Genomic DNA, 20648 nt, shown 5'->3' on the forward strand with positions numbered 1-20648 from the left:
TTACTGGTAACACATATAAGACCATCTTGTTACTACTTTAGCCAAATATTACAAGACTAGTTAAAGGAAAATTTAAGACACTTTGCGCAAGTAAAGTTTATGACAATTATAACCCTGTTTATTTTTTGAATAGCTTACTCATACTCCACCCTGGGACATGCAGTAGGCTATTTTTTTGGACTTCACGACAGTAAAACCTTATAAATAATCAGATATCAATTCCTTTTTATGAAAAAATTACAAAAGGAATCTCGTATAAAAGTCTATTTTTGCAACAAGCAGGTATGAAAACACCTGTAATATTGAACCCAAATAACTCTGTATATGAATGTAAAGAAAATTCTAAAAATCGCAGGAATAGTAGTCATTTTGCTAATTGCATCATTGTTTGCCATTCCGTATTTTTTTAAAGATCAAATAAAAGCCAAAATATCCGAAGCCATCAATAATAGCGTTGACGCCAAAGTAAGTTTTGTTGATGCAGATTTGAGCTTGTTTAAAAATTTCCCTAATGCCAATGTTTCTATTGACAAATTAGTGATTATAAACAAAGCTCCATTTGAAGGAGATACATTAGTGTCACTAGGTGAATTAAATTTAAAGATGAGTATCAAAGAACTTTTCAAAGGAAAAGACGAACCTTTGAGTATCCAGGGAATTGATACAAAAAATGGATTAATCAATATTATATTTGATAAAAATGGTGTTGGGAATTTTGACATTGCATTAAAAGACAATTCAAAAAAAGACGAAACTGCCAGCAAACCTCTTTCATTAAAAATCCAAAACTATAAGATCGAAAATTTCACTTTTAGGTATTTTGATCAGGGATCCAAAATAAAAATGGTTATTGATAGCTTAAACCACGAAGGAACAGGAGATTTTACTGCTTCAAAACTGGATTTAACTACAAAATCGACTGCAAAAGTATCTTTGGATATGGATAAAGTGAATTATATGAAAAATGTATCACTAACTCTTGATGCAGTTTTAGGAATTGATTTACAAAACAGCAAATATACTTTTAAAGAAAATAAAGCTTTAATCAATAAATTACCTTTGGAATTTGATGGTTTTATTCAAATGGTGAAAGGTGGTCAACAATATGATTTAAAGTTTAAAACACCGACCTCATCATTTACAAACTTCTTAGGATTAATTCCTTCTGCCTACGCTTCTGGATTAGACGGTGTAAAGACAACAGGAGATTTTACAATTGTAGGATTTGCCAAGGGATTATACTCGGATACTACAGTTCCTAAATTCAATATCGCAATTGCTTCAAATAATGCTTCTTTTAAATATCCTAATTTACCAAAATCGGTTCAGAATATTGTAATTGATACTAAAATTATAAACGAAACAGGAGTGCTAAATGATACGTATGTGAATTTGGATAAGCTTTCGTTCAAGATTGATCAGGATGTCTTTAATGCTAAAGCAAATATCAAAAACATTACTGTAAATCCTATTGTAGATGCAGCCTTAAAAGGAACTATCAACTTAGCCAATCTTTCTAAAGCATATCCTATAAAAATGGACAAACCATTGGCTGGAATTTTAAAAGCCGATGTAACTACTAATTTTGATATGGCTTCGGTTGAAAAAAGTCAATATCAGAATATTAAAAATGCAGGTACAATGAGTTTATCTGGATTTAAATATACCGATGAGAATAACAAATCGATGAATATTAGCACTGCTCTTGTTCAGTTTAACACAAGTACGATTAACTTAAAACAATTTGATGCTACAACTGGAAAAAGTGACCTAAGCATCAATGGTGTTCTTGAAAACTTCTACGGTTTTATGTTTAAGAAACAAGAACTAAGAGGGAATTTCAATATGAGTTCGAACCAACTTGCTGTAGATGATTTTATGACTACAGGAGAACCTGCTGCTCCAGCTAAAACAGAAACAGATTCTAAAGCTAAGGGTAAACCCGCCGAAGCAATGAAAATCCCAGCTTTCTTAAATTGTACATTAACTGCTAAAGCAAATACCGTTTTGTATGATAATTTAAAACTAACAAATGTTGCTGGAAAGATAATTGTAAAAGACGAAAAAGCAACTTTAGAGAACTTTAAAACATCTATTTTCGGAGGAACAATTGGCGTAAACGGAACTGTTTCTACAAAAGAAAAAGTACCCACCTTTAATATGGACTTAGGATTTAATCAAGTTGATATTGCTCAATCGTTTACACAACTAGACATGTTGAAAAAGATTGCTCCAATAGCTGGAATTATCAATGGTAAATTAAATTCGACAATAAAACTTAACGGAAATCTTAATGCTACCGAGTTAACTCCAGATTTAAAATCAATCTCTGGAGATTTATTAGGGCAATTACTTTCGACAACTATTAATGCTAAAAATTCGACTGTATTAAATGCTTTAACTTCTAACGTTAAATTCCTTGATGTAAGCAAACTAAACTTAAATGATTTAAAAGTTGGGCTTACATTCGAAAATGGAAAAGTAAACGTAAAACCATTTGACATAAAATACCAAGACATAAAAGCTACAATTGGAGGAACACATGGTTTTGACCAAACGATGAACTATACGATAAAACTGGATGTTCCTGCAAAATACCTTGGAACCGAAGCCAATGCTTTTATTGCTAAAATGTCTCCTGCAGATGCTGCTAAATTAGACAACATTCCGATTACCGCTTTATTGACAGGGAATTTCTCTAATCCGAAAGTTTCTACTGATATGAAAAGCGCTGTTACAAGTTTAACAACACAATTGGTAAATCAGCAAAAAGACAAATTAACGAAACAAGGAACAACCGCTTTAACCGATTTGATTAATAGAAATACCAAATCGAAAGATACTACCAAAGCAGCTGCCACAAATAAGGAAAAAACTACCGAACAGGTTACTACAAAAGCAACCGAATTATTAAACGGTTTGTTTAAGAAAAAGAAAAAAGAAGAGCCAGCAACGACTCCATAAAATTTCATCATTACGTTTAAAAAAAGCCTAAGCATATTATTATAATTGCTTAGGCTTTTTTATTGATATTAAATGTTTATTTCTAAAACAATGAATCAGGATCCGTTAATTTTTCTAACTCCCCTTTTAAATCTGTTTTTAAAATACTTAATCCAAGCTGATAAGATGCATTCATCCAACCGAAACCTTCTTCGGTAATATAATCGAATACTGTACCTACATTACCATATTCTGCAACGATTTTAAGAGAACTGGTTTCTAAATTAAATTTTTCGGGAATAGCCCCATTATAATCTACGGCATTGCGGGTAATAAGCCATAACCAGCGATAAACCATTTCCTGAGCTTCATCTATATAATTATAATTAAGTAAACCTTCCCATAAAAACATTTGGTGTGGTGCCCATCCAAAAGGATAATCCCATTGTCGTTGCGGTGAATTTACACCAATATCATCGATTGCTTCTTTGGTACATCCTGCAATTCCGCCTTTTAATTTAAATTTCGGTAATATCGTTTTCACTAATGTTTCTGCCTGTTCTGCATTACATAATTTTGCCCAAAGCGGATAAAATGTTGCGGCAGCTTCAAACGGATGTGGCTCGTTCCTAATAAAATTATAATCGTAATAAATTCCTGCATCTTTATCCCAAAGCAATTCGTCGATTTTTTCTTTTCTGAAAGCTGCTTTTTTTGTCCAATATTCACTTGAATAGGTTTTGTTTTTATCATCTGTAAAATGATTCTCAAATTCTGTCTCAATCAGGAAGGCAATATCTGTTTCATATTTATAAAGTAAACTGTTCAAGTCGATCGTGTTTAAATCGGCACAAACATTTACAAATCGATTGGTTGTATCGTGACCACTTTCTCGCATGCTGCGGTCATGAACAAAATAAGCATCCAGACTCACATCTGTGATTTCTCTATCAAGATATTTTTTCTCAAATTCTCTTAAAGGCAAATTATATAACAATGCATATTTTTCCAAAACATCATCAAAATGTCCTACCTCAACTTCAAACGGAAGACCAATTCCTTCTGCTTTATATCGGTTTAACCCATTTGACGTAAGTCTCTTCCCATCTTCCATCCAAACAGTTTGATATTCTTTTATCGCAGTATTAAGATGTTTTACAATCCAGTTTTTTTCAGGCTTTGCATTTTTTACAATTGCCGCAATCAAAGAGGTGTATAAAGGCGGTTGGGTTCGGGTTAAATAATAACTTCTGTTTGCATTAAGAATTTTACCATAATGGTCAATTTGGTATTTAAAATTCTCTGCAGTTGCAATCGCAAGTTCTGGTTTATCATCCAGCAAAAGTCCTATTGCGATAAAATAGCTATCCCAACCATACATCTCGTTAAATCTACCACCCGGAACTACAAAAGGAATGCCTTTTATCTCGTTATTATCTTGTTGCAATGCTAGGCCCAAAATCCCTGGCTTTTTATTTAAAGTCAGTACATATTCAGACGAAATATCTTCGGCTAGTTGCACCACTTTTAATTTAGGAATCGTTTTTTCCAATTCTTTAAAATACTCAAAAGCTACAGTATCTGTTGCAGGAACATATAAATACGAAATTGCATTTTCTATCTTTTCATCTTCTACAATTTCCGCAACTCCTTTTGCATCGATAGTTCTCGTTAATCCATTCCAATATAAATCTTTTATTTTTCTGGAAATACGGCTTACAGGATTCTCTATTATTTCGGAGCTATCTATTTCTGCAAATTCCGAATTGCTTTTTTTTGACAATGCCAGTTCCTGTAATAAATTAGACAAATAATAGGTTCCTTCTATAAGCTGAGAATTTCCATTTTCATCTTCCAACAAAAAGCTTTTCGGTCCTTTATCGTCAATCGTAATTCTTTTGTCACCATCCGTGTCTTCCTGAGCCAATAAACGCTGAAGCGTCTGATTTATGTTTAGTTTAAATTTCATTTTTAGCAGTTATTTTTTTTAATATAAAGAAAGAGACCAATAATAATGTCATTGGAATCAAAGTGTAATAAAATGCATTTTGTGGTCCTTGATTTTGGAATAACCATCCAATTATTCTAGAGCCGATTGTTCCTCCCAGTGCCGAAAACACAACAATTAATCCTGTCATGGAGCTATGCAACTTTTTAGGCAAAGCACTTAATATAACCGAATTAAGCAACGGATAAATAGGCGCAATAAATAATCCCACAAGTGGAAATGTAAAACCTATTAATGGAATTTCGCTAAACGAATGGATTGTTTTTACCTCTAGTCCTACTGCTTTTGGCAATACAAAAATCACAATAAGCATGGCACAAATAATACAGAAACTCAATACCCAAATCCAGTTTATTTTTTTGGTAATTTCACCCGCCAAAATTCTTCCAATTGCCAATGAAATTGCCAAAATACTCGCCATCATTATACTATTGTTCTCCGATAAATGAAGTACTTTATCATTAAATGTTGGTAACCAAGACATAATTCCTTGTTCGATCATTACAAACAAAAAGGCACTTACTACGAAAACTATTACGAGAGACTTCGCCATTAATTTTATCATTTGCACAAAATCATCAGCAAGATTAGCCCCTGGAATTTCTACCGGTTTTTCTATTTTTATAAAAAACAAAAAGCCAAATGATAGCAATGTCAATAAAGCTAAAAACCAATACACATTAAGCCAAGAATCGGGATTAGTATCGTTATTAAAAGCGGGAAATAAAAAATACGCCAGTGCAATTCCTATCATAAAAACACCTTCGACACTACTCATCAGAGCATTGTGTTCTTTTTGATTATTAGTTACCGTACCAATAAGAGAATAAACCGATACTTTTATCAAAGCAAAAGAAACTCCAACGGTTGCAAAAAGTAATTTGGCATAATTAAAAGAGTTGCCATAATACATAGCAATACAGGCAAAAGTTACCAATCCTAACCCAATGAGCATTGCTTTTTTATAGCCGATTCTTGGTAAAAATGAAGCTATTAAAAACGATACAATTGCGATTGGTAAATCCTTAAAAGCTTCCAGAATACTAGCTTGTAATTCATTTACGCCATAATTCTTTTGCGCTTTTAAAATTACTATCCCAACGCTGTTCAGTAAAATCGCAAATACAAAGTAATTGAGATATAATACTGCTGTTATTCCTGCTTTTTTCATCTTAACATATTGATTTACTAACGAATGTAACAAAAAACCAAATGCTGTTATTAAAACAGCATTTGGCTGAACTAATTAATATAAAAAACTAAAAATTGATTGCTACAGAAAATCTAAAAGCACGTCCCAAAATTGGTCTTGCCAAAAACACATCTGTATCTGATGTTGATTGTCTAGGATTTCCTTCTGTCAAACCAATCTCATTGAACAAATTAGTGCCATCAACAGCAAATCGTAAATTGTTAACGATGTAGCTTAAACCTGCTCCAACTTCTTTAAAAGCTGGTAAAACTTGTTTATTGTCCTGATTTGTATATTTTTTATCAAAATAGGAATACTGAACATATCCTGATAATCTTTTGGTTATATCTACTTCTGGTCTTATAACACAGAAGAATTTAGGAATTCTTCGAGCTGTATTTCCATTAAAATCAAAAGTACTTCCATCAGCATTTTGACCTGTAAAATTATCATACTTCGGATTTTGAAGTGTAAAATTAAAATTCAGTCTCGCTATACTATATCTTACATTTGTTTCTACTTCTAACCCTAAATTATTTACATCGGCAAATTTATTTTCAGATGTTCCGTCGGCCAATATATCTGTAAAGGCTACATTTTTTAAATTCATGTGAAACAAATTGGCATTCACCGAAAGGAATGAATTGGCATATTTATACCCTAACTCAAATTGATTCACAAAAGTATTTTGAAGTTTACTCAAATCTTTGGCATTGTCATAAAATGATTCCTCGATTGGAGACCTAAAACCGTGGCTATATCTTAAATAAGAAGCCATATTTTCATTAAACTTATAATTCCCTGCTGCTGTATAAGATAACTCACTTACATCATATCTCCAATAAGTATATGGATTTCCCTGAACTGTAGTTACTGCATCATCGGCAGTATTATTTTCCAAAACTCCTAGGTTTTCGGCTCCAAAACGGGCATTATCTCTGTATCCTGAATATACATTTTTATCGTATCTCACTCCAGCATTAAATGTTAGATTATCTGTAGCTTGGATTTCGGCATCAACATAAACATCATTTAATTTCCCCTTGGTTTCTGCATCTCTTTCAAGCCAGGTAATTCTTTCTATTCCATTCCAGGTATGTGCTATTCCTGTTGCAGTATTATTCACGTTTACCAATCTAGGATTGTCGGTAACATCTACCAGATAGTTACTCCAGTTCCAATATTGCTTCGATCTCCAATTAGAATAATAATATCCTACAGTAAGATTAACAGGTTTTAAATCGAAATTAAAAGACAAATTATTAGCAAAATTATCCATCTGTTTATGGATATACCAATGATCTGCTCTCATAATCAAAGCATTTGGATCTAATTTTGCATTATTATCTACATAAGTATAACTTAAATTTCCTGTATTTGCCGGAGCTAAATTCTGTACATCTGTCGCATATCCTGCTTGTGTCCATGGTCCGCCACTGCTATAAATTGCATTGTAATTCAAATCTATTTTGGTATTTCTAAATGCGTTTTTTAAGGTAACTTTATCAGCTACTTTCTTTTTAAATTCTGCTCCAATCGCATCTACAACTGGATGAACACCATCTTCTAAATCGGCATTAAAAGTTCCTCCACCATACTGAGGAACACTTAAATGAGAGAAATTTGCAGAAGTCAATGTTCCATAATTTGGATTAAATCCAGCTATTCCTTCTACTTTTCCGTTATTACTTTTTAATGGAATTGGTAAATAAAACGTGTTTCTGTCATCTAGTTTTTTGTAGTTTAATCTCAAATATCCTCCGTCATCAAACTTATAAGTAAGATTCATTTTTACTTGTCCACCTTTGTTTGCGGTAAAACCAGTTTTCCTAATTCCGTCGTCGGCTCTGTAAAATCCTCCTACATTAAAAAATAATTTATCTTTTACCAAGGCGCCACTTAAATTAAGATCGGTACGGAACAATCCATAATCTCCAACAGTAAGTTTAGCTCTTCCCTGAAAATCATTTTGTCCTGTTTTCGAAATAAAATTCACAATTCCTCCTGGCGCATTCGAGGCAAAAATTGATGCCGAACCTCCTCGAACTGCTTCCATTTTACTCACTGTTTCATCAAGTCTGTACCAGTTATCTGCATTTGCAAACTGCAAAGCACCATCTTCAAAAACGGGTAAACCATCTTCTTGAATTTGCACATATTCATAAGCTCCTGCGGATGGAATTCCTCTTGCAAAAAGGTTATTCCCTACTTCTCCTCCCGATGTTTCTACAACAAATCCCGGAATAGTCTGAAGAAGATCTGCTGTGCTAATAGGCGCTCTATTTTCAATTGCTTTCGCTCCCAAAGTAGTAATAGCAATACTTGACTCCAGTTTAGACCTTGGATTTGAGGATCCGGTAACAACAACTTCTTTCAAACTTTGAGACTCAGCCTCTAAATGAAAATCGGCTTTTGAGTTTTCTCCATCCTTAATCGTAATACTTTTTTGAGTTGATTTATAACCAACATTTGTAACAATAATAATGTAACTTCCTGCAGAAAGATTTGGAAACACATATCCACCATCTACATCTGTGCTCACTCCTAGTGAGGAACCTTGAATAACAATATTTGCCCCCGGCGCTGTTTGTCCGTTTTCATCGAATACTTGACCAGAGATACTGCTTTTTTCTTGCGAAAAAGCCATCACCGGAAGAATAAATAGCAATAACATCCAGAATGATGTTATTGAACTAAATTTGAACTGTTTCATGATTTATTATTTGGTTAGGTTATTAGTTAGGGTAAAACTATTGCCTATTTAATTATATCAACGAAAATTTTCGACGAAAACGTTTTCGATTTTACCGAAAACGTTTTCGATTTATTAAATTTAATTAATTATCAATTAGTTTTATTACATTTATTCAATGAATGATACCAGACTTATAGACATTGCGGCTGCCCTAGGAATTTCTGTGACAACAGTTTCAAAAGCATTAAAAGGGTACACTGATATTAGCGAAAATACCAGAGCAAGAGTTCTTGAAATGGTCGCTACTATGAATTACAAACCCAATGCCAATGCGGTAAACCTTAGAACTAACGAAACCAAAACTCTTGGAGTTGTAATTCCTACGATGGTACATCATTTCTTTTCGAGTGTTTTAAATGGAATTATAGACGAGGCTGAAAACAGAGGCTATCTTGTAATTATTTTGCAATCTAATGAAAAGTATGAGCTTGAAAAAAAGCAGATTGCTTTGCTGCAGCAAAAAAGAGTTGATGGGATTTTAATTTCGTTATCCAATGAAACAGATGATTTCTCTCATATAAATGATGCTATAAAAAAGAATACTCCTGTAGTATTATTTGATAAAATCGCGAAATTGGTAGATTGCTCTAAAGTCGTTATCAATGACCGAAAAGCGGCTTATGATGCTGTAACTTATCTAATAAATAAAGGATATAAAAAAATTGCTCATTTTAGGGGTTCTTATACACCCCAAAATTCTATTGATCGTTTTCTTGGGTATAAAAAAGCATTGGAGGATCATAATATTCCTTACGATCCTACATTGGTTTATTTATGTGATCACAACTCCGATTTTGAAGATGGTTACGACAATGCACAAAAACTAGTTGCCGAACATAAGGATGTTGATGCTATTTTTGCCATTACCGATTTAGTGGCTATTGGTATTATAAAATACCTCAACGATATGCATATTAAGATTCCGGAGCAAATTGCAGTATTTGGTTTTAGCAATTGGTTTATGTCTACCGTAATTTCGCCAAAGCTTACCACGATTGACCAACCCGGTTATGATATTGGTCAACGTGCTGCTTCTATATTAATAAATGAAATTGCTCAAATTAAAGAACATCTTCCGGTTATTCATCAAACTATCGAACTCCCAACACTCATTATCGAGAGGGAATCGACGATAAGAAACTAATAAATACACGCTTTCAATTATTTCAACACATAGAAACATAGTTTAACTTTCAAAGTATAAAAAAGACGTTTCACTCAAAATAAACCACATAGCACTATGTGAAAAAATCATGATTTTCTAGAAACTCTTTTAAGTTTTAAATCTATGCTTCTATGTGTTAAATATCCTTTTAAAGAATTATACATTTATTGCTACTACATATCCTTCAGATCCACGGATATTAAAGACTGTTCCGTCTTCAAACAATAAATACTGTCCTTTTATTCCAGTAAGTTTTCCCTGAAAAGTTGGTGTTTTATCCAGACTTAAACTTGCTACTTTTTTTGGATATTCAAGAACTGGATAATGCAGTTCATACAAATCATTTTTCTCTGGGAAAAAATATTCGCGAACTTCATCTGGAATCAAGTTTTCGACTTTAGATTTCTCTAAAATCAAATCAACGCTTTCGATATTATTCTGAAGCATTTTTCTCCAATTTGTTTTATCAGCATAATGATTCTTTAACGCTACCTCGGTAATTCCTGCCAAATAGCGATTCGGAACTTCTACGATTGCCAAAGCTTGTGTTGCACCTTGATCTATCCATCGTGTAGGTACTTGCGTCTTTCTGGTCACTCCTACTTTTACTTCGCTGGACAGAGCCAGATATACTATATGCGGTTGTAATTGTACTTTTTCTTCGTATGCCAAATCTCGATCCTGAATTCCTAAATGTGCCGTACTTAATTCTGGTTTCATAATCCAATCTCCAACAGCTGGGCTTGAGTAAAAACAATCATAGCAAAATCCCTGACGGAATATCTTTTTCTTTTTACCACAATTCAAACATTGATACCCAACAAAATTGATTTCGATTTCTTTATTCAATAATTGATTGACATTTATAAAACTGTCTTCAAAAACTAAATAATATTGAATTGGATTTCCCATTTCAGTTTGCATCTTTGTAAGTACACCTTGATATTGCATTAGATTTTTAGATTTTAGTCCCGAAGCTTCGGGAGCAGTTTTTAGATTTTAAACCCGCTTCAAAGAATTTAAATTTTTTATTGTTAAAATTCCATTTTTGAATTGGAATCTTTGCCATAAATAGAATTGTCGTTTATAAAAAAACACTATTTTTGATACAACGACAAAGTTAGTATTTGTCTGCCGATAATCAAATCTTAAATTCTTGACTTTTTTGAGTTACTAGGAAAATCAGCAATCTAAAATCTAAAATTATTCATGCCCCTATCAATAATCAATTCATTTGCTTCTTGGGTTCTTAAACAAAGAATTCATCAAATAGAGCTTTTTCTTAAATACCCAAATGAAGTTCAGGAAGAACTCCTTCATAATTTATTACTGGCTGCCGAAAATACAATTGTTGGAAAACAATATGATTTTGCTTCGATAAATTCTTATAAAACTTTTTCTGAAAGATTACCTATTGCAACCTACGAAGAATTGCAACCTTTGATTGAGCGTACACGCCAAGGTGAACAAAATGTTTTTTGGGAAACTCCAATAAAATGGTTTGCAAAATCTAGCGGAACTACAAATGCTAAAAGCAAATTTATCCCTGTAAGTAATGAAGCTCTGGAGGATTGTCATTATAAAGGAAGTAAAGATTTACTGTGCTTGTATCTGAATAATAATGAAGACTCTGAATTATTTCTAGGCAAGAGTCTTCGCTTAGGCGGAAGTTCTCAGATTTACGAAAACAACAATACGTTCTTCGGAGATTTATCGGCTATCTTGATTGAGAATATGCCTATTTGGGCAGAATTTAGTAGTACACCTAGCAATAAAACTTCGCTTATGAGCGAATGGGAAACCAAAATTGCTGCTATTATTAATGAAACGAAAAATGAAAATGTAACCAGTTTTGCTGGTGTTCCTTCATGGATGTTGGTTTTAATGAATCGTGTTCTAGAAGATTCCGGAAAAGGGAATTTATTTGAAATATGGCCAAACCTGGAAGTTTATTTTCATGGTGGTGTGAGTTTTTCTCCTTATAGAGAACAATACAAAAACATATTGCCTAAAAAAGATTTTAAATACTACGAGATATACAATGCTTCTGAAGGTTTCTTTGCCATTCAGGATTTAAATAATTCATGCGATTTATTGCTAATGCTGGATTACGGAATTTTCTACGAGTTTATTCCGATGGAGACTTTTGGGAAACCAGAACAAAAAGCTATCCGATTGGCAGATGTAGAATTGGATAAAAATTATGCAATCGTTATTACCACCAATTCTGGTCTATGGCGTTATTTAATTGGTGATACTGTTCGTTTTACTTCTTTAAACCCATACAGGATTCGAGTTACAGGAAGAACAAAACACCATATTAATGTTTTTGGCGAAGAGCTTATGGTCGAAAATACCGATCAGGCTATAGCCAAAGCGTGCCAGCTAACAAATACCGAAGTTATAGATTATACTGTAGCTCCGATATTTATGCAAGACAAGGAAAAAGGCGCTCACGAATGGATGATTGAGTTTAAGAAAAAACCTGCCGATGTAGGGCTTTTCCAAAAAGCTCTTGACGAAACACTACAATCTCTAAACTCCGACTATGAAGCCAAACGTTATAATAATATGACGCTAAATCCTTTGGTGATTAATGTTGCCAGAGAGAATTTATTCTATGATTGGTTAAAAGAAAAAGACAAATTAGGCGGTCAGCATAAAATACCTAGGCTTTCGAACCAAAGAGATTATTTGGAACAATTGAAGGGGATGCAGGTTTAAATCACTAATTGCCAAATAGTAGTATTTTAAACTAATAAAAATTAATCATAAAAATGAGTAAAGATAAAGATGATTTGATTCAAAAAATGAATGAAATAATTGAAAGACCAGGAGGAAAGCAAGCTATTAGATTTATATTAAACTCATTTGGTTCAATTCCTCTTATTGGAGGTTTTATTGCTGCTTCGGGTTCCATTTGGGGAGAAAAAGAGCAACAAGAATACAATGAAGTCTTAGCTGAATGGGCAGACAAAACTGAATTTGAATTAAAAAATATTTTAATAGAACTTGATAAATTATTACAAACTCCTACTAAAACAAGGATGAGCCTACTATTAGGTGAAATTATTGGAAATGATAATACTGAGAAATTTCTCAAAAAAAGCAATTCTCAAATTCCATTGGTTTTAAATAGCCAAACCATTAATGAATTACAACCATTTATAGAAACCCAATGGATAACTATTAATCCAACTGGAGCAACTAGTTCAATGGGCTCAGGTAATCGTGTAGGCAATCACTTCGAAGAACTAAAAAGACCATATGGAATAGGCTCAGGTTTTATACTCATCTTAAATGAATCTTATTTTATAGAATAATCTTTGTAGACACCAACAACCCATCCGTTACTGGTATGAGCGTTGGGATTTTGTCTAAAATAACCACAAACTTGTCATTCCGAAGAATGAGGAATCTTCGTTAGTTGCTCGACAATATAGAAATACGTTGTGTTAGTTTCTTGTGGAGATTCCTCATTCTTCGGAATGACAAGTTTGTGAGAAAACAGACTAAATATTTAACTTTAAAATATATTCTTTACGGGTACGAGCGAGACGCTCGCACTAACATTGAGGTTGGGTGTTATTATCTAGTCAGACCTAACAGGTTTTAAAAACCTGTTAGGTCTTTTTTATTTTGTTCACGATTAGATCGCATGAGGGATAGCAATGGAAATCCTTTTTATTTTTTTCTTTAAAAAATAAAAAGATTGTAATGTATAGCCCGACCCGCTTTTTCTGCGGGGCATGCCCATAAAAAAACCTTAGCTTAAATTAAAACTAAGGTTTGTATTTTTTATTTTGATTGTCGAGCTACTTGCGGAGATGCTGCTGTGTCTCAGAATGACAAACTTTATATTATTTGATATTCTACATCATGTCGATATATCGATCATGATATCCTAATAGGTACAAAACGCCATCTAATCCTAGACTTGAAATTGAGGTTGATGCATTTTCTTTTACGGTTGGTTTTGCATGAAAAGCGATTCCTAGACCGGCTAAATTCAGCATTGGTAAATCGTTGGCTCCATCTCCTACTGCTATGGTTTGATTAATGTGGATTCCTTCTTTTTCGGCAATTGCTTTTAAGTATTCGGCTTTCTTTTGTCCATCTACGATTTCTCCTAAATATTTACCGGTTAATTTACCGTCTTTAATCTCTAATCGGTTGGCATGAACGTAATCGATACCTAATTCTTTTTGTAAATAATCTCCAAAATAGGTGAATCCTCCTGATAATATAGCGGTTTTGTATCCGTAATATTTTAAGGCTTTCATTAAGCGATGTGCCCCTTTGGTTATAGGCAATTTTTCGGCAACTGACTGTAAAACGTCTTCACTTAAACCTTCTAACAATGCCATACGTTGTTTGAAGCTTTCGTTGAAATCTATTTCGCCATTCATAGCCGATTCTGTAATTGCTCTTACTTGCTCACCTACTCCGTTAAGCTCTGCCAATTCGTCGATTACTTCGGTTTGGATTAGTGTTGAGTCCATATCGAAACAAACTAAACGTCGGTTTCTTCTATAGATATTATCTTCCTGAAATGAGATATCTACATTTAGGGTTCTGGAAATTTCCATGAAACTTGCCGTCATTGCAATCTTATCGACAACATCTCCTGTTAGGGATAATTGTATGCAGGAACGAGGATAATCTTCTTGTTCTACAACAGATGTTCTTCCTGTTAATCTTATTATGGAAACAATATTTAAATTTTGATCGGATAATAATTTGGCAACTGCAGCTAGTTGTGATGCAGCTAATTTTTCTCCTAAAATATTAACTATATAACGTTGCTTGGATTGTGTTTTTACCCATTTTTCGTAATCTTCTATAGAAATTGGGATAAACTTTACCTTTACTTCTAATTCATAAGCTTTAAACAACAAGTCTTTTAAAACTGGCCCTGAAGTTGAACCGGCTTGGATTTCGAATAAAATCCCCAGAGAAAGTGTGTCATGAATGTCGGCTTGACCTATATCTAGAATAACAGCATCGTAGGTAGCCAATACTGCGGTTAAACCAGCTGTAACTCCTGGTTTATCATGACCTGAAACTTTTAATAAAATAATCTCTTTATCTTCTACTGCCATTTTATCTTTATTGATTTAGAAGTGACAAAAATCGGTAATCTATTGTTGATAAAAAAGAATATGCTTTGTTTTCTTATATAGAAAAAACACAAATCAATGTGATTTATTTAAATAAATTACTATTTGCTTCCGCTGAATAAAATAAGCTGCCTGGAATTAAAAGAGATTATTCATGACAACTGGAAAAACATGCAAATCATGTTCTTAAATTGCCTTAAATAATCTCCTGAATACTGCCTAATCGCAGTTATTTAATTTAACTACTTGGCATATTTTCATCAAAATTTACCATCCAGTTTACTCCAAATTTATCGGTAAACATTCCGAAATAAGCACCCCAAAAGGTTTTACTCATTGGCATAAATGGATTTCCTCCTGCTGAGAGTCCATTAAAGATTCTGTCTGCTTCTTTTGTACTATCGATATTAATTGAAACCGAAAAGTTTCCTCCAAAAATTACATCTCCAGATTGTTTGGTACTATCGCTTCCCATTAAAATGGTCTGACCAATAGGTAGGCTAACGTGCATAATTCGGTTAGCTTCATCACTTTCGCTTGATGTTTGAGAACAATTTTCGTCCACGGGCATATCTTTGAATCTTCCAATGAATGCAAATTCGCCTCCAAAAACTGATTTGTAAAATAGAAATGCTTCTTCGCAATTTCCATTAAAAACTAAATAGGGATTTACTGCTGCCATGATATTTTGTTATTTATTTATTATTACTAATTCTATTATTATTTTGGATATTTACCAAGATCCATATACAACGAATTCCAGCGATGTCCGTCTAAATCTGCAAATCCACAACCATACATCCAGCCTTGATTCTCTGCAGGCGCTGAAAAAACATTTCCTCCTGCTTCCTGAACTTTTTTAGCAAGTACATCTACTTCTTCTCTACTTTCCGCATCTATAGATATTAACATCTCTGAGCTTATTTTTGTATCCGTAAGTTTGTTTTGAGAAATATCTACAAACATATTTTCTTCAAAAAGCATTATTACAAATTTACCTTCGCCAACTAACATACAAGTCGAACTTGACGTGTCATGTTCTTCATTAAAAGTGAATCCTATTTTTGTAAAAAAGGCTTTCGTTTTTGCGATGTCTTTTACTGGCAAATTGAGCCATATTTGCTTTGTCATTTTTTGATATTTTAAGTTTATTTTAAACCAGCTAAGCTGCCTATATATTTGCCGCAAAGGAGGTGCTAAGTCACAACGTTTTTTATCCATTTTTTTAGAGAAACCTCAGAGCCTTTATGCCTTACTTAATTACTCTCGGCGTAACTTTTAAAATTATCAAGAATCGCTTGCCATCCTTGCTGCTGGAAGTTTTCGGGATTTTGTGTTTCGGGATCAAAACTTTCGATTATTTCTACTCCCTTTTGAGTTTCATTAAAACTAATTTCAACTTTTCTTCCATCAGACATTATGTACTCGATAACTTCATTTTCTTTTACTAAAGTATATTCCCCTTCAAAATCAAAACTCATACTACCGTCCTTAGCAGCCATTGTCGATTTGAATTTACCTCCCGTTTGTAAATCATTTTCTGCGTATGGTGTATGCCAATCCGGAGAAGCATTATTCCACTCTTGTATATGCTTAGGAGTTGTCCATATTTCCCAAACTTTAGTTATTGGAGCTTTTACTGTACTTTGAACTGTTATCATATTTAATCTTTTAAAATTATCTCTTATAAATTGAATTTTATTCTTTTGGCGCCTGACTCTCATCCATAAAGAATATTTCCCAATGGTGCCCGTCTAGATCCAAGAAGGCTTTTTGATACATCCAGCCATAATCTTTGGCTTCCATATATTCGATACCACCAGCCTTTACAACTGATGTAATTATTTCATCTACTTTTTCACGGCTATCGACAGATAGTGCCATTAAAATTTCGGTTGTAGTTGCAGTATTGCAGATTTGCTTTTTAGTAAAGGTTTTAAAAAACTCTTCTAACAGAAGCATTGCAAATATATTTTCACCGATTTCTAAGCAAGCTGCTTTATCATTTGTGAAATTTAAATTGAATGTGAATCCCAATTCTGTAAAAAAAGCCATACTACGATTCAAATCTTTAACGGGTAGATTTAAAAAAATTTCTGTTTTCATTTTTATATAAATTTACGAATTATTTAAAACAAATTTACAGTAATCGTCTATCCTTAAGATCATAATAAAAGTCATTTTTAGGGTCATTTAAGACAAAAGAACTATTTTTGCATGGGTCATTTTCATTAAAAAGAAAAAAATAATGAGTAAAAAAGTTGGGTTAATCGTTCCGCATGACTATAAATTATTGAGTATAGCTGCCATTCTTGAAGTTTTTGAAACCGCTAATAAACTACATCCCGAAGGTGAAAAACCGTTTGAAATATTAATTTTTCAATCATCTGAACAAATCGAACAAGAGAAATTATTTAATTATAAAGTTAATTCCATTCAATCGTCTGACGAAAAACTAGGATTGGTTTTAATCCCCGCATTTACGACCGACGATATGAAAGGAATGATTACAAGAAACAGTAATTTTATTCCTTGGCTAAAGAAGCAACATCAATTTGGTGCAGAAATAGCTAGTTTCTGTACTGGTGCTTTCTTGCTTGGCGCTTCGGGATTACTGGATGAAAAATCAGCAACAACACATGTGGATGCTTGCAGTGCTTTTAATCAATCATTCCCTTTGGTTAATTTAAAACCCGAAGAAACATTAACTGCCGACGGAACGCTTTATACCAGTGGCGGATCGACCTCATCCTTTCATTTACTCATTCTTTTGGTACAGAAATATTGCGGAAATGAGGTTGCTGTGCAAATTGCCAAAATTTTTGCTATTGATTTAAACCGTCACAAACAAAGTTATTTTAGCACTTTTCGTCCGAATCATTTACATAACGATACTCTTGTGGCGCAATTGCAACATAAGATAGAAAATGAATATAGCACCATAGAAAAACTGGAAGAGATTACTAAAGACATTCCAACTAGTAATCGAAATATGACTCGAAGATTCAAACTCGTAGTTGGAATTCCTCCTATAGAGTATTTGCAAAACATTCGAGTAGAAAGTTCTAAAAAATACCTCGAGCAAACGCAACTTTCTATATCCGAGATTATTGAAAAAACTGGTTATAATGATCCAAAATCTTTTAGAAAAGTATTTTATAAAATGGTCGGTATGAAACCGATAGAATATCGGGAGAAGTTTAGAGTGAGATAAAAAAAATCCCAGCAATGCTGGGATTTTTAATTTTTAATCTTTGACAAAGCTTAAAACTTTTTCAAAGATCTTTCAAGATTTACGAAGCGATTTCTAATCGTTTCAATAAATTTTTATTCAATGTTTCTTTAGCGTAATCTTTATCAATCTCTAATGTCTTAACATCCGAACTTGGTAAATCATACATAGCATCGGTTAATATAGCTTCGCATAACGAACGTAATCCACGTGCTCCTAATTTATATTCCAAAGCTTTCTCTACAATAAAATCCAATGCTTCATCGGTAATCGTAAACTCTACCTCATCCATTAAAAACAATTTTTGATATTGTTTGATTAATGCATTTTTAGGCTGAGTAAGAATTGCACGTAATGTTTCTCTATCTAAAGGATCCATATGTGTCAAAACTGGTAAACGACCAATGATTTCTGGAATCAATCCAAAGTCTTTAATATCTTTTGGAATGATGTATTGCAATAAATTGTCTTTGTCGATATTATCCACATTTTTCGATGTGCTATAACCAACTGCCTGACGATTTAAACGTTTTGAAATAATACGCTCTACTCCATCAAAAGCACCTCCGGCAATAAACAAGATATTTTGTGTGTTTACCTCAACAAATTTTTGGTCCGGGTGTTTACGTCCTCCTTTTGGTGGTACGTTTACAACTGTTCCTTCTAATAATTTCAATAATGCTTGTTGTACTCCTTCACCCGAAACATCACGTGTTATTGATGGATTATCGCTCTTACGGGCAATTTTATCTATCTCATCAATAAAAACGATTCCTCTTTCGGCTTTAGCCACATCATAATCGGCAGCTTGAAGCAAACGTGTCAAAATACTCTCTACGTCTTCTCCAACATATCCTGCTTCGGTTAAAACCGTAGCATCAACAATTGCCAATGGAACGTCTAACATTTTTGCAATGGTTTTTGCCACCAATGTTTTTCCTGTTCCTGTTTGACCAACCATAATGATATTACTTTTTTCTATCTCTACTTCGTCATCCAACTGTTGTTGCATTAAACGCTTGTAGTGATTATAAACCGCAACCGACATCACTTTTTTAGTTTGATCCTGACCAATTACATATTGATCTAGGAATGCTCTAATCTCTTTTGGTTTCTTTAATATTAAATCACCAACTAATTTAGCACTTCCACTTGATTTTAATTCTTCTAAAACAATTCCGTGTGCTTGCTCGATACACTTATCACAGATATGTGCATTAATACCAGCAATTAATAAATTGGTCTCTGGCTTTTTTCTCCCACAAAACGAACATTCTAATACTACTTTTGCCATCTATATTTAGTTGCAAAGTTACAAAGGCTCTGAGGTTCTGAGGTTCCTATATTGGAAACTCAGAACTTAAGACAACCTATAACTTCATTTTATTTTAACCTAAATTTTCATCTTCAAATTTACAAAACAATGCACTTTGTAACTTAGTGCCTTTGCAACTTTGAACCTTAAAAAATTTATCCTCTTCTTAAAACCTCATCAATCATTCCGTATTCTTTAGCTTCATCGGCAATCATCCAGTAATCGCGTTCGCTATCTTTATGTACTTTATCAAAAGTTTGTCCTGAGTGATGAGAAATGATATTGTATAATTCATCTTTCAGTTTCAACATTTCGCGTAAGTTAATTTCCATATCTGTAGCAACTCCTTGAGCTCCTCCAGATGGCTGGTGAATCATTACTCTGGAATGTGGTAAAGCCGAACGTTTTCCTGCAGCTCCTGCACATAATAAAACAGCTCCCATAGAAGCAGCCATTCCTGTACAAATTGTTGCTACATCTGGCTTGATATATTGCATTGTATCATAAATCCCTAATCCTGCGTAAACACTTCCTCCAGGAGAATTTAGATAAATCTGAATATCTTTAGATGCATCTGCACTTTCTAAAAATAATAATTGTGCCTGAACAATATTTGCAATTTGATCATCGATTCCTGTTCCAAGGAAAATGATTCTGTCCATCATTAATCTTGAAAAAACGTCCAACTGTGAAATATTCAACTGGCGCTCTTCGATAATATATGGAGTCATATTGGTTGGAGTCATTGCACTTACGATTTTATCGTAATACATAGCATTCACTCCTTGGTGCTTTGTAGCAAATTTTTTAAATTCTTTACCGTAGTTCATATTTTTTTGTTCTAAGTTGTACGTTACTATATTCTATATTTCATTTAATCAAAGGTCATACCTCTTTATAAACAATGCCAATATGTCT

16 protein-coding genes are annotated in these 20648 nt (G+C 33.3%); 5 read left to right on the forward strand and 11 right to left on the reverse strand.

From position 1 onward, the window contains the following. Nucleotides 1-324: 324 nt before the first annotated feature. The gene (locus OIU83_RS12465; RefSeq protein WP_264206583.1) at nt 325-2964 is read left to right on the forward strand and encodes an AsmA-like C-terminal region-containing protein; all 2640 of its coding nucleotides are present in this window, start codon (nt 325-327) and stop codon (nt 2962-2964) included. Nucleotides 2965-3046: 82 nt separating this feature from the next. On the opposite strand, the gene OIU83_RS12470 is transcribed toward OIU83_RS12465, so the two are convergent. The 3 genes from OIU83_RS12470 to OIU83_RS12480 all read right to left on the reverse strand — a co-directional run bounded on the left by OIU83_RS12470 (nt 3047) and on the right by OIU83_RS12480 (nt 8856). Then, a complete protein-coding gene (locus tag OIU83_RS12470) occupies nt 3047-4912 on the reverse strand; it encodes an alpha,alpha-trehalase (protein ID WP_264206584.1) in 1866 nt (621 codons plus the stop codon). Further along, complete coding sequence (locus OIU83_RS12475; protein WP_264206585.1) at nt 4902-6122, reverse strand: MFS transporter; 1221 nt, start codon at nt 6120-6122, stop codon at nt 4902-4904. Before OIU83_RS12475 ends, OIU83_RS12470 begins: the two co-directional genes overlap by 11 nt. 88 nt (nt 6123-6210) lie before the next feature. Then, on the reverse strand, nt 6211-8856 hold the full coding sequence (locus tag OIU83_RS12480; protein ID WP_264206586.1) for a TonB-dependent receptor: 2646 nt from the start codon (nt 8854-8856) through the stop codon (nt 6211-6213). A gap of 157 nt (nt 8857-9013) precedes the next feature. Here OIU83_RS12480 and OIU83_RS12485 point away from each other — a divergent pair, with 157 nt between their 5' ends. Next, on the forward strand, nt 9014-10042 hold the full coding sequence (locus OIU83_RS12485; protein WP_264206587.1) for a LacI family DNA-binding transcriptional regulator: 1029 nt from the start codon (nt 9014-9016) through the stop codon (nt 10040-10042). A 177-nt stretch (nt 10043-10219) separates the two neighbouring features. On the opposite strand, the gene OIU83_RS12490 is transcribed toward OIU83_RS12485, so the two are convergent. Next, entirely contained in the window at nt 10220-11014 is a 795-nt protein-coding gene (locus OIU83_RS12490) for a DUF2797 domain-containing protein (RefSeq protein WP_264206588.1), read from the reverse strand. Nucleotides 11015-11272: 258 nt separating this feature from the next. Here OIU83_RS12490 and OIU83_RS12495 point away from each other — a divergent pair, with 258 nt between their 5' ends. Together OIU83_RS12495 and OIU83_RS12500 are read left to right on the forward strand one after the other, a co-directional pair. Next, nucleotides 11273-12787 (forward strand): GH3 auxin-responsive promoter family protein, encoded by a 1515-nt coding sequence (locus OIU83_RS12495; protein ID WP_264206589.1) that lies wholly within the window; start codon nt 11273-11275, stop codon nt 12785-12787. 53 nt (nt 12788-12840) lie between these two features. Beyond that, complete coding sequence (locus tag OIU83_RS12500; protein WP_264206590.1) at nt 12841-13386, forward strand: hypothetical protein; 546 nt, start codon at nt 12841-12843, stop codon at nt 13384-13386. Nucleotides 13387-13935: 549 nt separating this feature from the next. Here OIU83_RS12500 and serB read toward each other — a convergent pair. The 5 genes from serB to OIU83_RS12525 all read right to left on the reverse strand — a co-directional run bounded on the left by serB (nt 13936) and on the right by OIU83_RS12525 (nt 17289). Further along, nucleotides 13936-15165, reverse strand: coding sequence for a phosphoserine phosphatase SerB (gene serB / locus OIU83_RS12505; protein ID WP_264206591.1), 1230 nt, complete (start codon nt 15163-15165; stop codon nt 13936-13938). A gap of 256 nt (nt 15166-15421) precedes the next feature. Then, on the reverse strand, nt 15422-15865 hold the full coding sequence (locus OIU83_RS12510; protein WP_264206592.1) for a VOC family protein: 444 nt from the start codon (nt 15863-15865) through the stop codon (nt 15422-15424). 38 nt (nt 15866-15903) lie between these two features. Next, a complete protein-coding gene (locus OIU83_RS12515) occupies nt 15904-16314 on the reverse strand; it encodes a VOC family protein (RefSeq protein WP_264206593.1) in 411 nt (136 codons plus the stop codon). A gap of 125 nt (nt 16315-16439) precedes the next feature. Then, the gene (locus OIU83_RS12520) at nt 16440-16844 is read right to left on the reverse strand and encodes an SRPBCC family protein (protein ID WP_264206594.1); all 405 of its coding nucleotides are present in this window, start codon (nt 16842-16844) and stop codon (nt 16440-16442) included. A 37-nt stretch (nt 16845-16881) separates the two neighbouring features. Further along, nucleotides 16882-17289 carry a VOC family protein gene (locus OIU83_RS12525; RefSeq protein ID WP_264206595.1) on the reverse strand — a complete coding sequence of 136 codons (408 nt, stop codon included), beginning with the start codon at nt 17287-17289 and terminating at the stop codon, nt 16882-16884. Between the two features lie 142 nt (nt 17290-17431). Here OIU83_RS12525 and OIU83_RS12530 point away from each other — a divergent pair, with 142 nt between their 5' ends. Then, entirely contained in the window at nt 17432-18397 is a 966-nt protein-coding gene (locus tag OIU83_RS12530) for a GlxA family transcriptional regulator (protein WP_264206596.1), read from the forward strand. A 79-nt stretch (nt 18398-18476) separates the two neighbouring features. Here the strand turns inward: OIU83_RS12530 and clpX are convergent, their stop codons facing one another. Together clpX and clpP are read right to left on the reverse strand one after the other, a co-directional pair. Further along, nucleotides 18477-19709: an ATP-dependent Clp protease ATP-binding subunit ClpX gene (gene clpX / locus OIU83_RS12535; RefSeq protein ID WP_264206597.1), complete on the reverse strand. Its 1233-nt coding sequence runs from the start codon at nt 19707-19709 to the stop codon at nt 18477-18479. Nucleotides 19710-19885: 176 nt separating this feature from the next. Next, nucleotides 19886-20560, reverse strand: coding sequence for an ATP-dependent Clp endopeptidase proteolytic subunit ClpP (clpP, locus tag OIU83_RS12540; RefSeq protein WP_229989974.1), 675 nt, complete (start codon nt 20558-20560; stop codon nt 19886-19888). Nucleotides 20561-20648 lie beyond the last annotated feature (88 nt).

Source organism: Flavobacterium shii (assembly GCF_025847235.1).
Classification (GTDB): domain Bacteria; phylum Bacteroidota; class Bacteroidia; order Flavobacteriales; family Flavobacteriaceae; genus Flavobacterium; species Flavobacterium shii.

Coding starts and splice junctions, on each gene's coding strand:
- OIU83_RS12465 (WP_264206583.1), top strand. CDS start 325: ATGAATGTAAAGAAAATTCTAAAAATCGCAGGAATAGTAGTCATTTTG.
- OIU83_RS12470 (WP_264206584.1), bottom strand. CDS start 4,912: ATGAAATTTAAACTAAACATAAATCAGACGCTTCAGCGTTTATTGGCT.
- OIU83_RS12475 (WP_264206585.1), bottom strand. CDS start 6,122: ATGAAAAAAGCAGGAATAACAGCAGTATTATATCTCAATTACTTTGTA.
- OIU83_RS12480 (WP_264206586.1), bottom strand. CDS start 8,856: ATGAAACAGTTCAAATTTAGTTCAATAACATCATTCTGGATGTTATTG.
- OIU83_RS12485 (WP_264206587.1), top strand. CDS start 9,014: ATGAATGATACCAGACTTATAGACATTGCGGCTGCCCTAGGAATTTCT.
- OIU83_RS12490 (WP_264206588.1), bottom strand. CDS start 11,014: ATGCAATATCAAGGTGTACTTACAAAGATGCAAACTGAAATGGGAAAT.
- OIU83_RS12495 (WP_264206589.1), top strand. CDS start 11,273: ATGCCCCTATCAATAATCAATTCATTTGCTTCTTGGGTTCTTAAACAA.
- OIU83_RS12500 (WP_264206590.1), top strand. CDS start 12,841: ATGAGTAAAGATAAAGATGATTTGATTCAAAAAATGAATGAAATAATT.
- serB (WP_264206591.1), bottom strand. CDS start 15,165: ATGGCAGTAGAAGATAAAGAGATTATTTTATTAAAAGTTTCAGGTCAT.
- OIU83_RS12510 (WP_264206592.1), bottom strand. CDS start 15,865: ATGGCAGCAGTAAATCCCTATTTAGTTTTTAATGGAAATTGCGAAGAA.
- OIU83_RS12515 (WP_264206593.1), bottom strand. CDS start 16,314: ATGACAAAGCAAATATGGCTCAATTTGCCAGTAAAAGACATCGCAAAA.
- OIU83_RS12520 (WP_264206594.1), bottom strand. CDS start 16,844: ATGATAACAGTTCAAAGTACAGTAAAAGCTCCAATAACTAAAGTTTGG.
- OIU83_RS12525 (WP_264206595.1), bottom strand. CDS start 17,289: ATGAAAACAGAAATTTTTTTAAATCTACCCGTTAAAGATTTGAATCGT.
- OIU83_RS12530 (WP_264206596.1), top strand. CDS start 17,432: ATGAGTAAAAAAGTTGGGTTAATCGTTCCGCATGACTATAAATTATTG.
- clpX (WP_264206597.1), bottom strand. CDS start 19,709: ATGGCAAAAGTAGTATTAGAATGTTCGTTTTGTGGGAGAAAAAAGCCA.
- clpP (WP_229989974.1), bottom strand. CDS start 20,560: ATGAACTACGGTAAAGAATTTAAAAAATTTGCTACAAAGCACCAAGGA.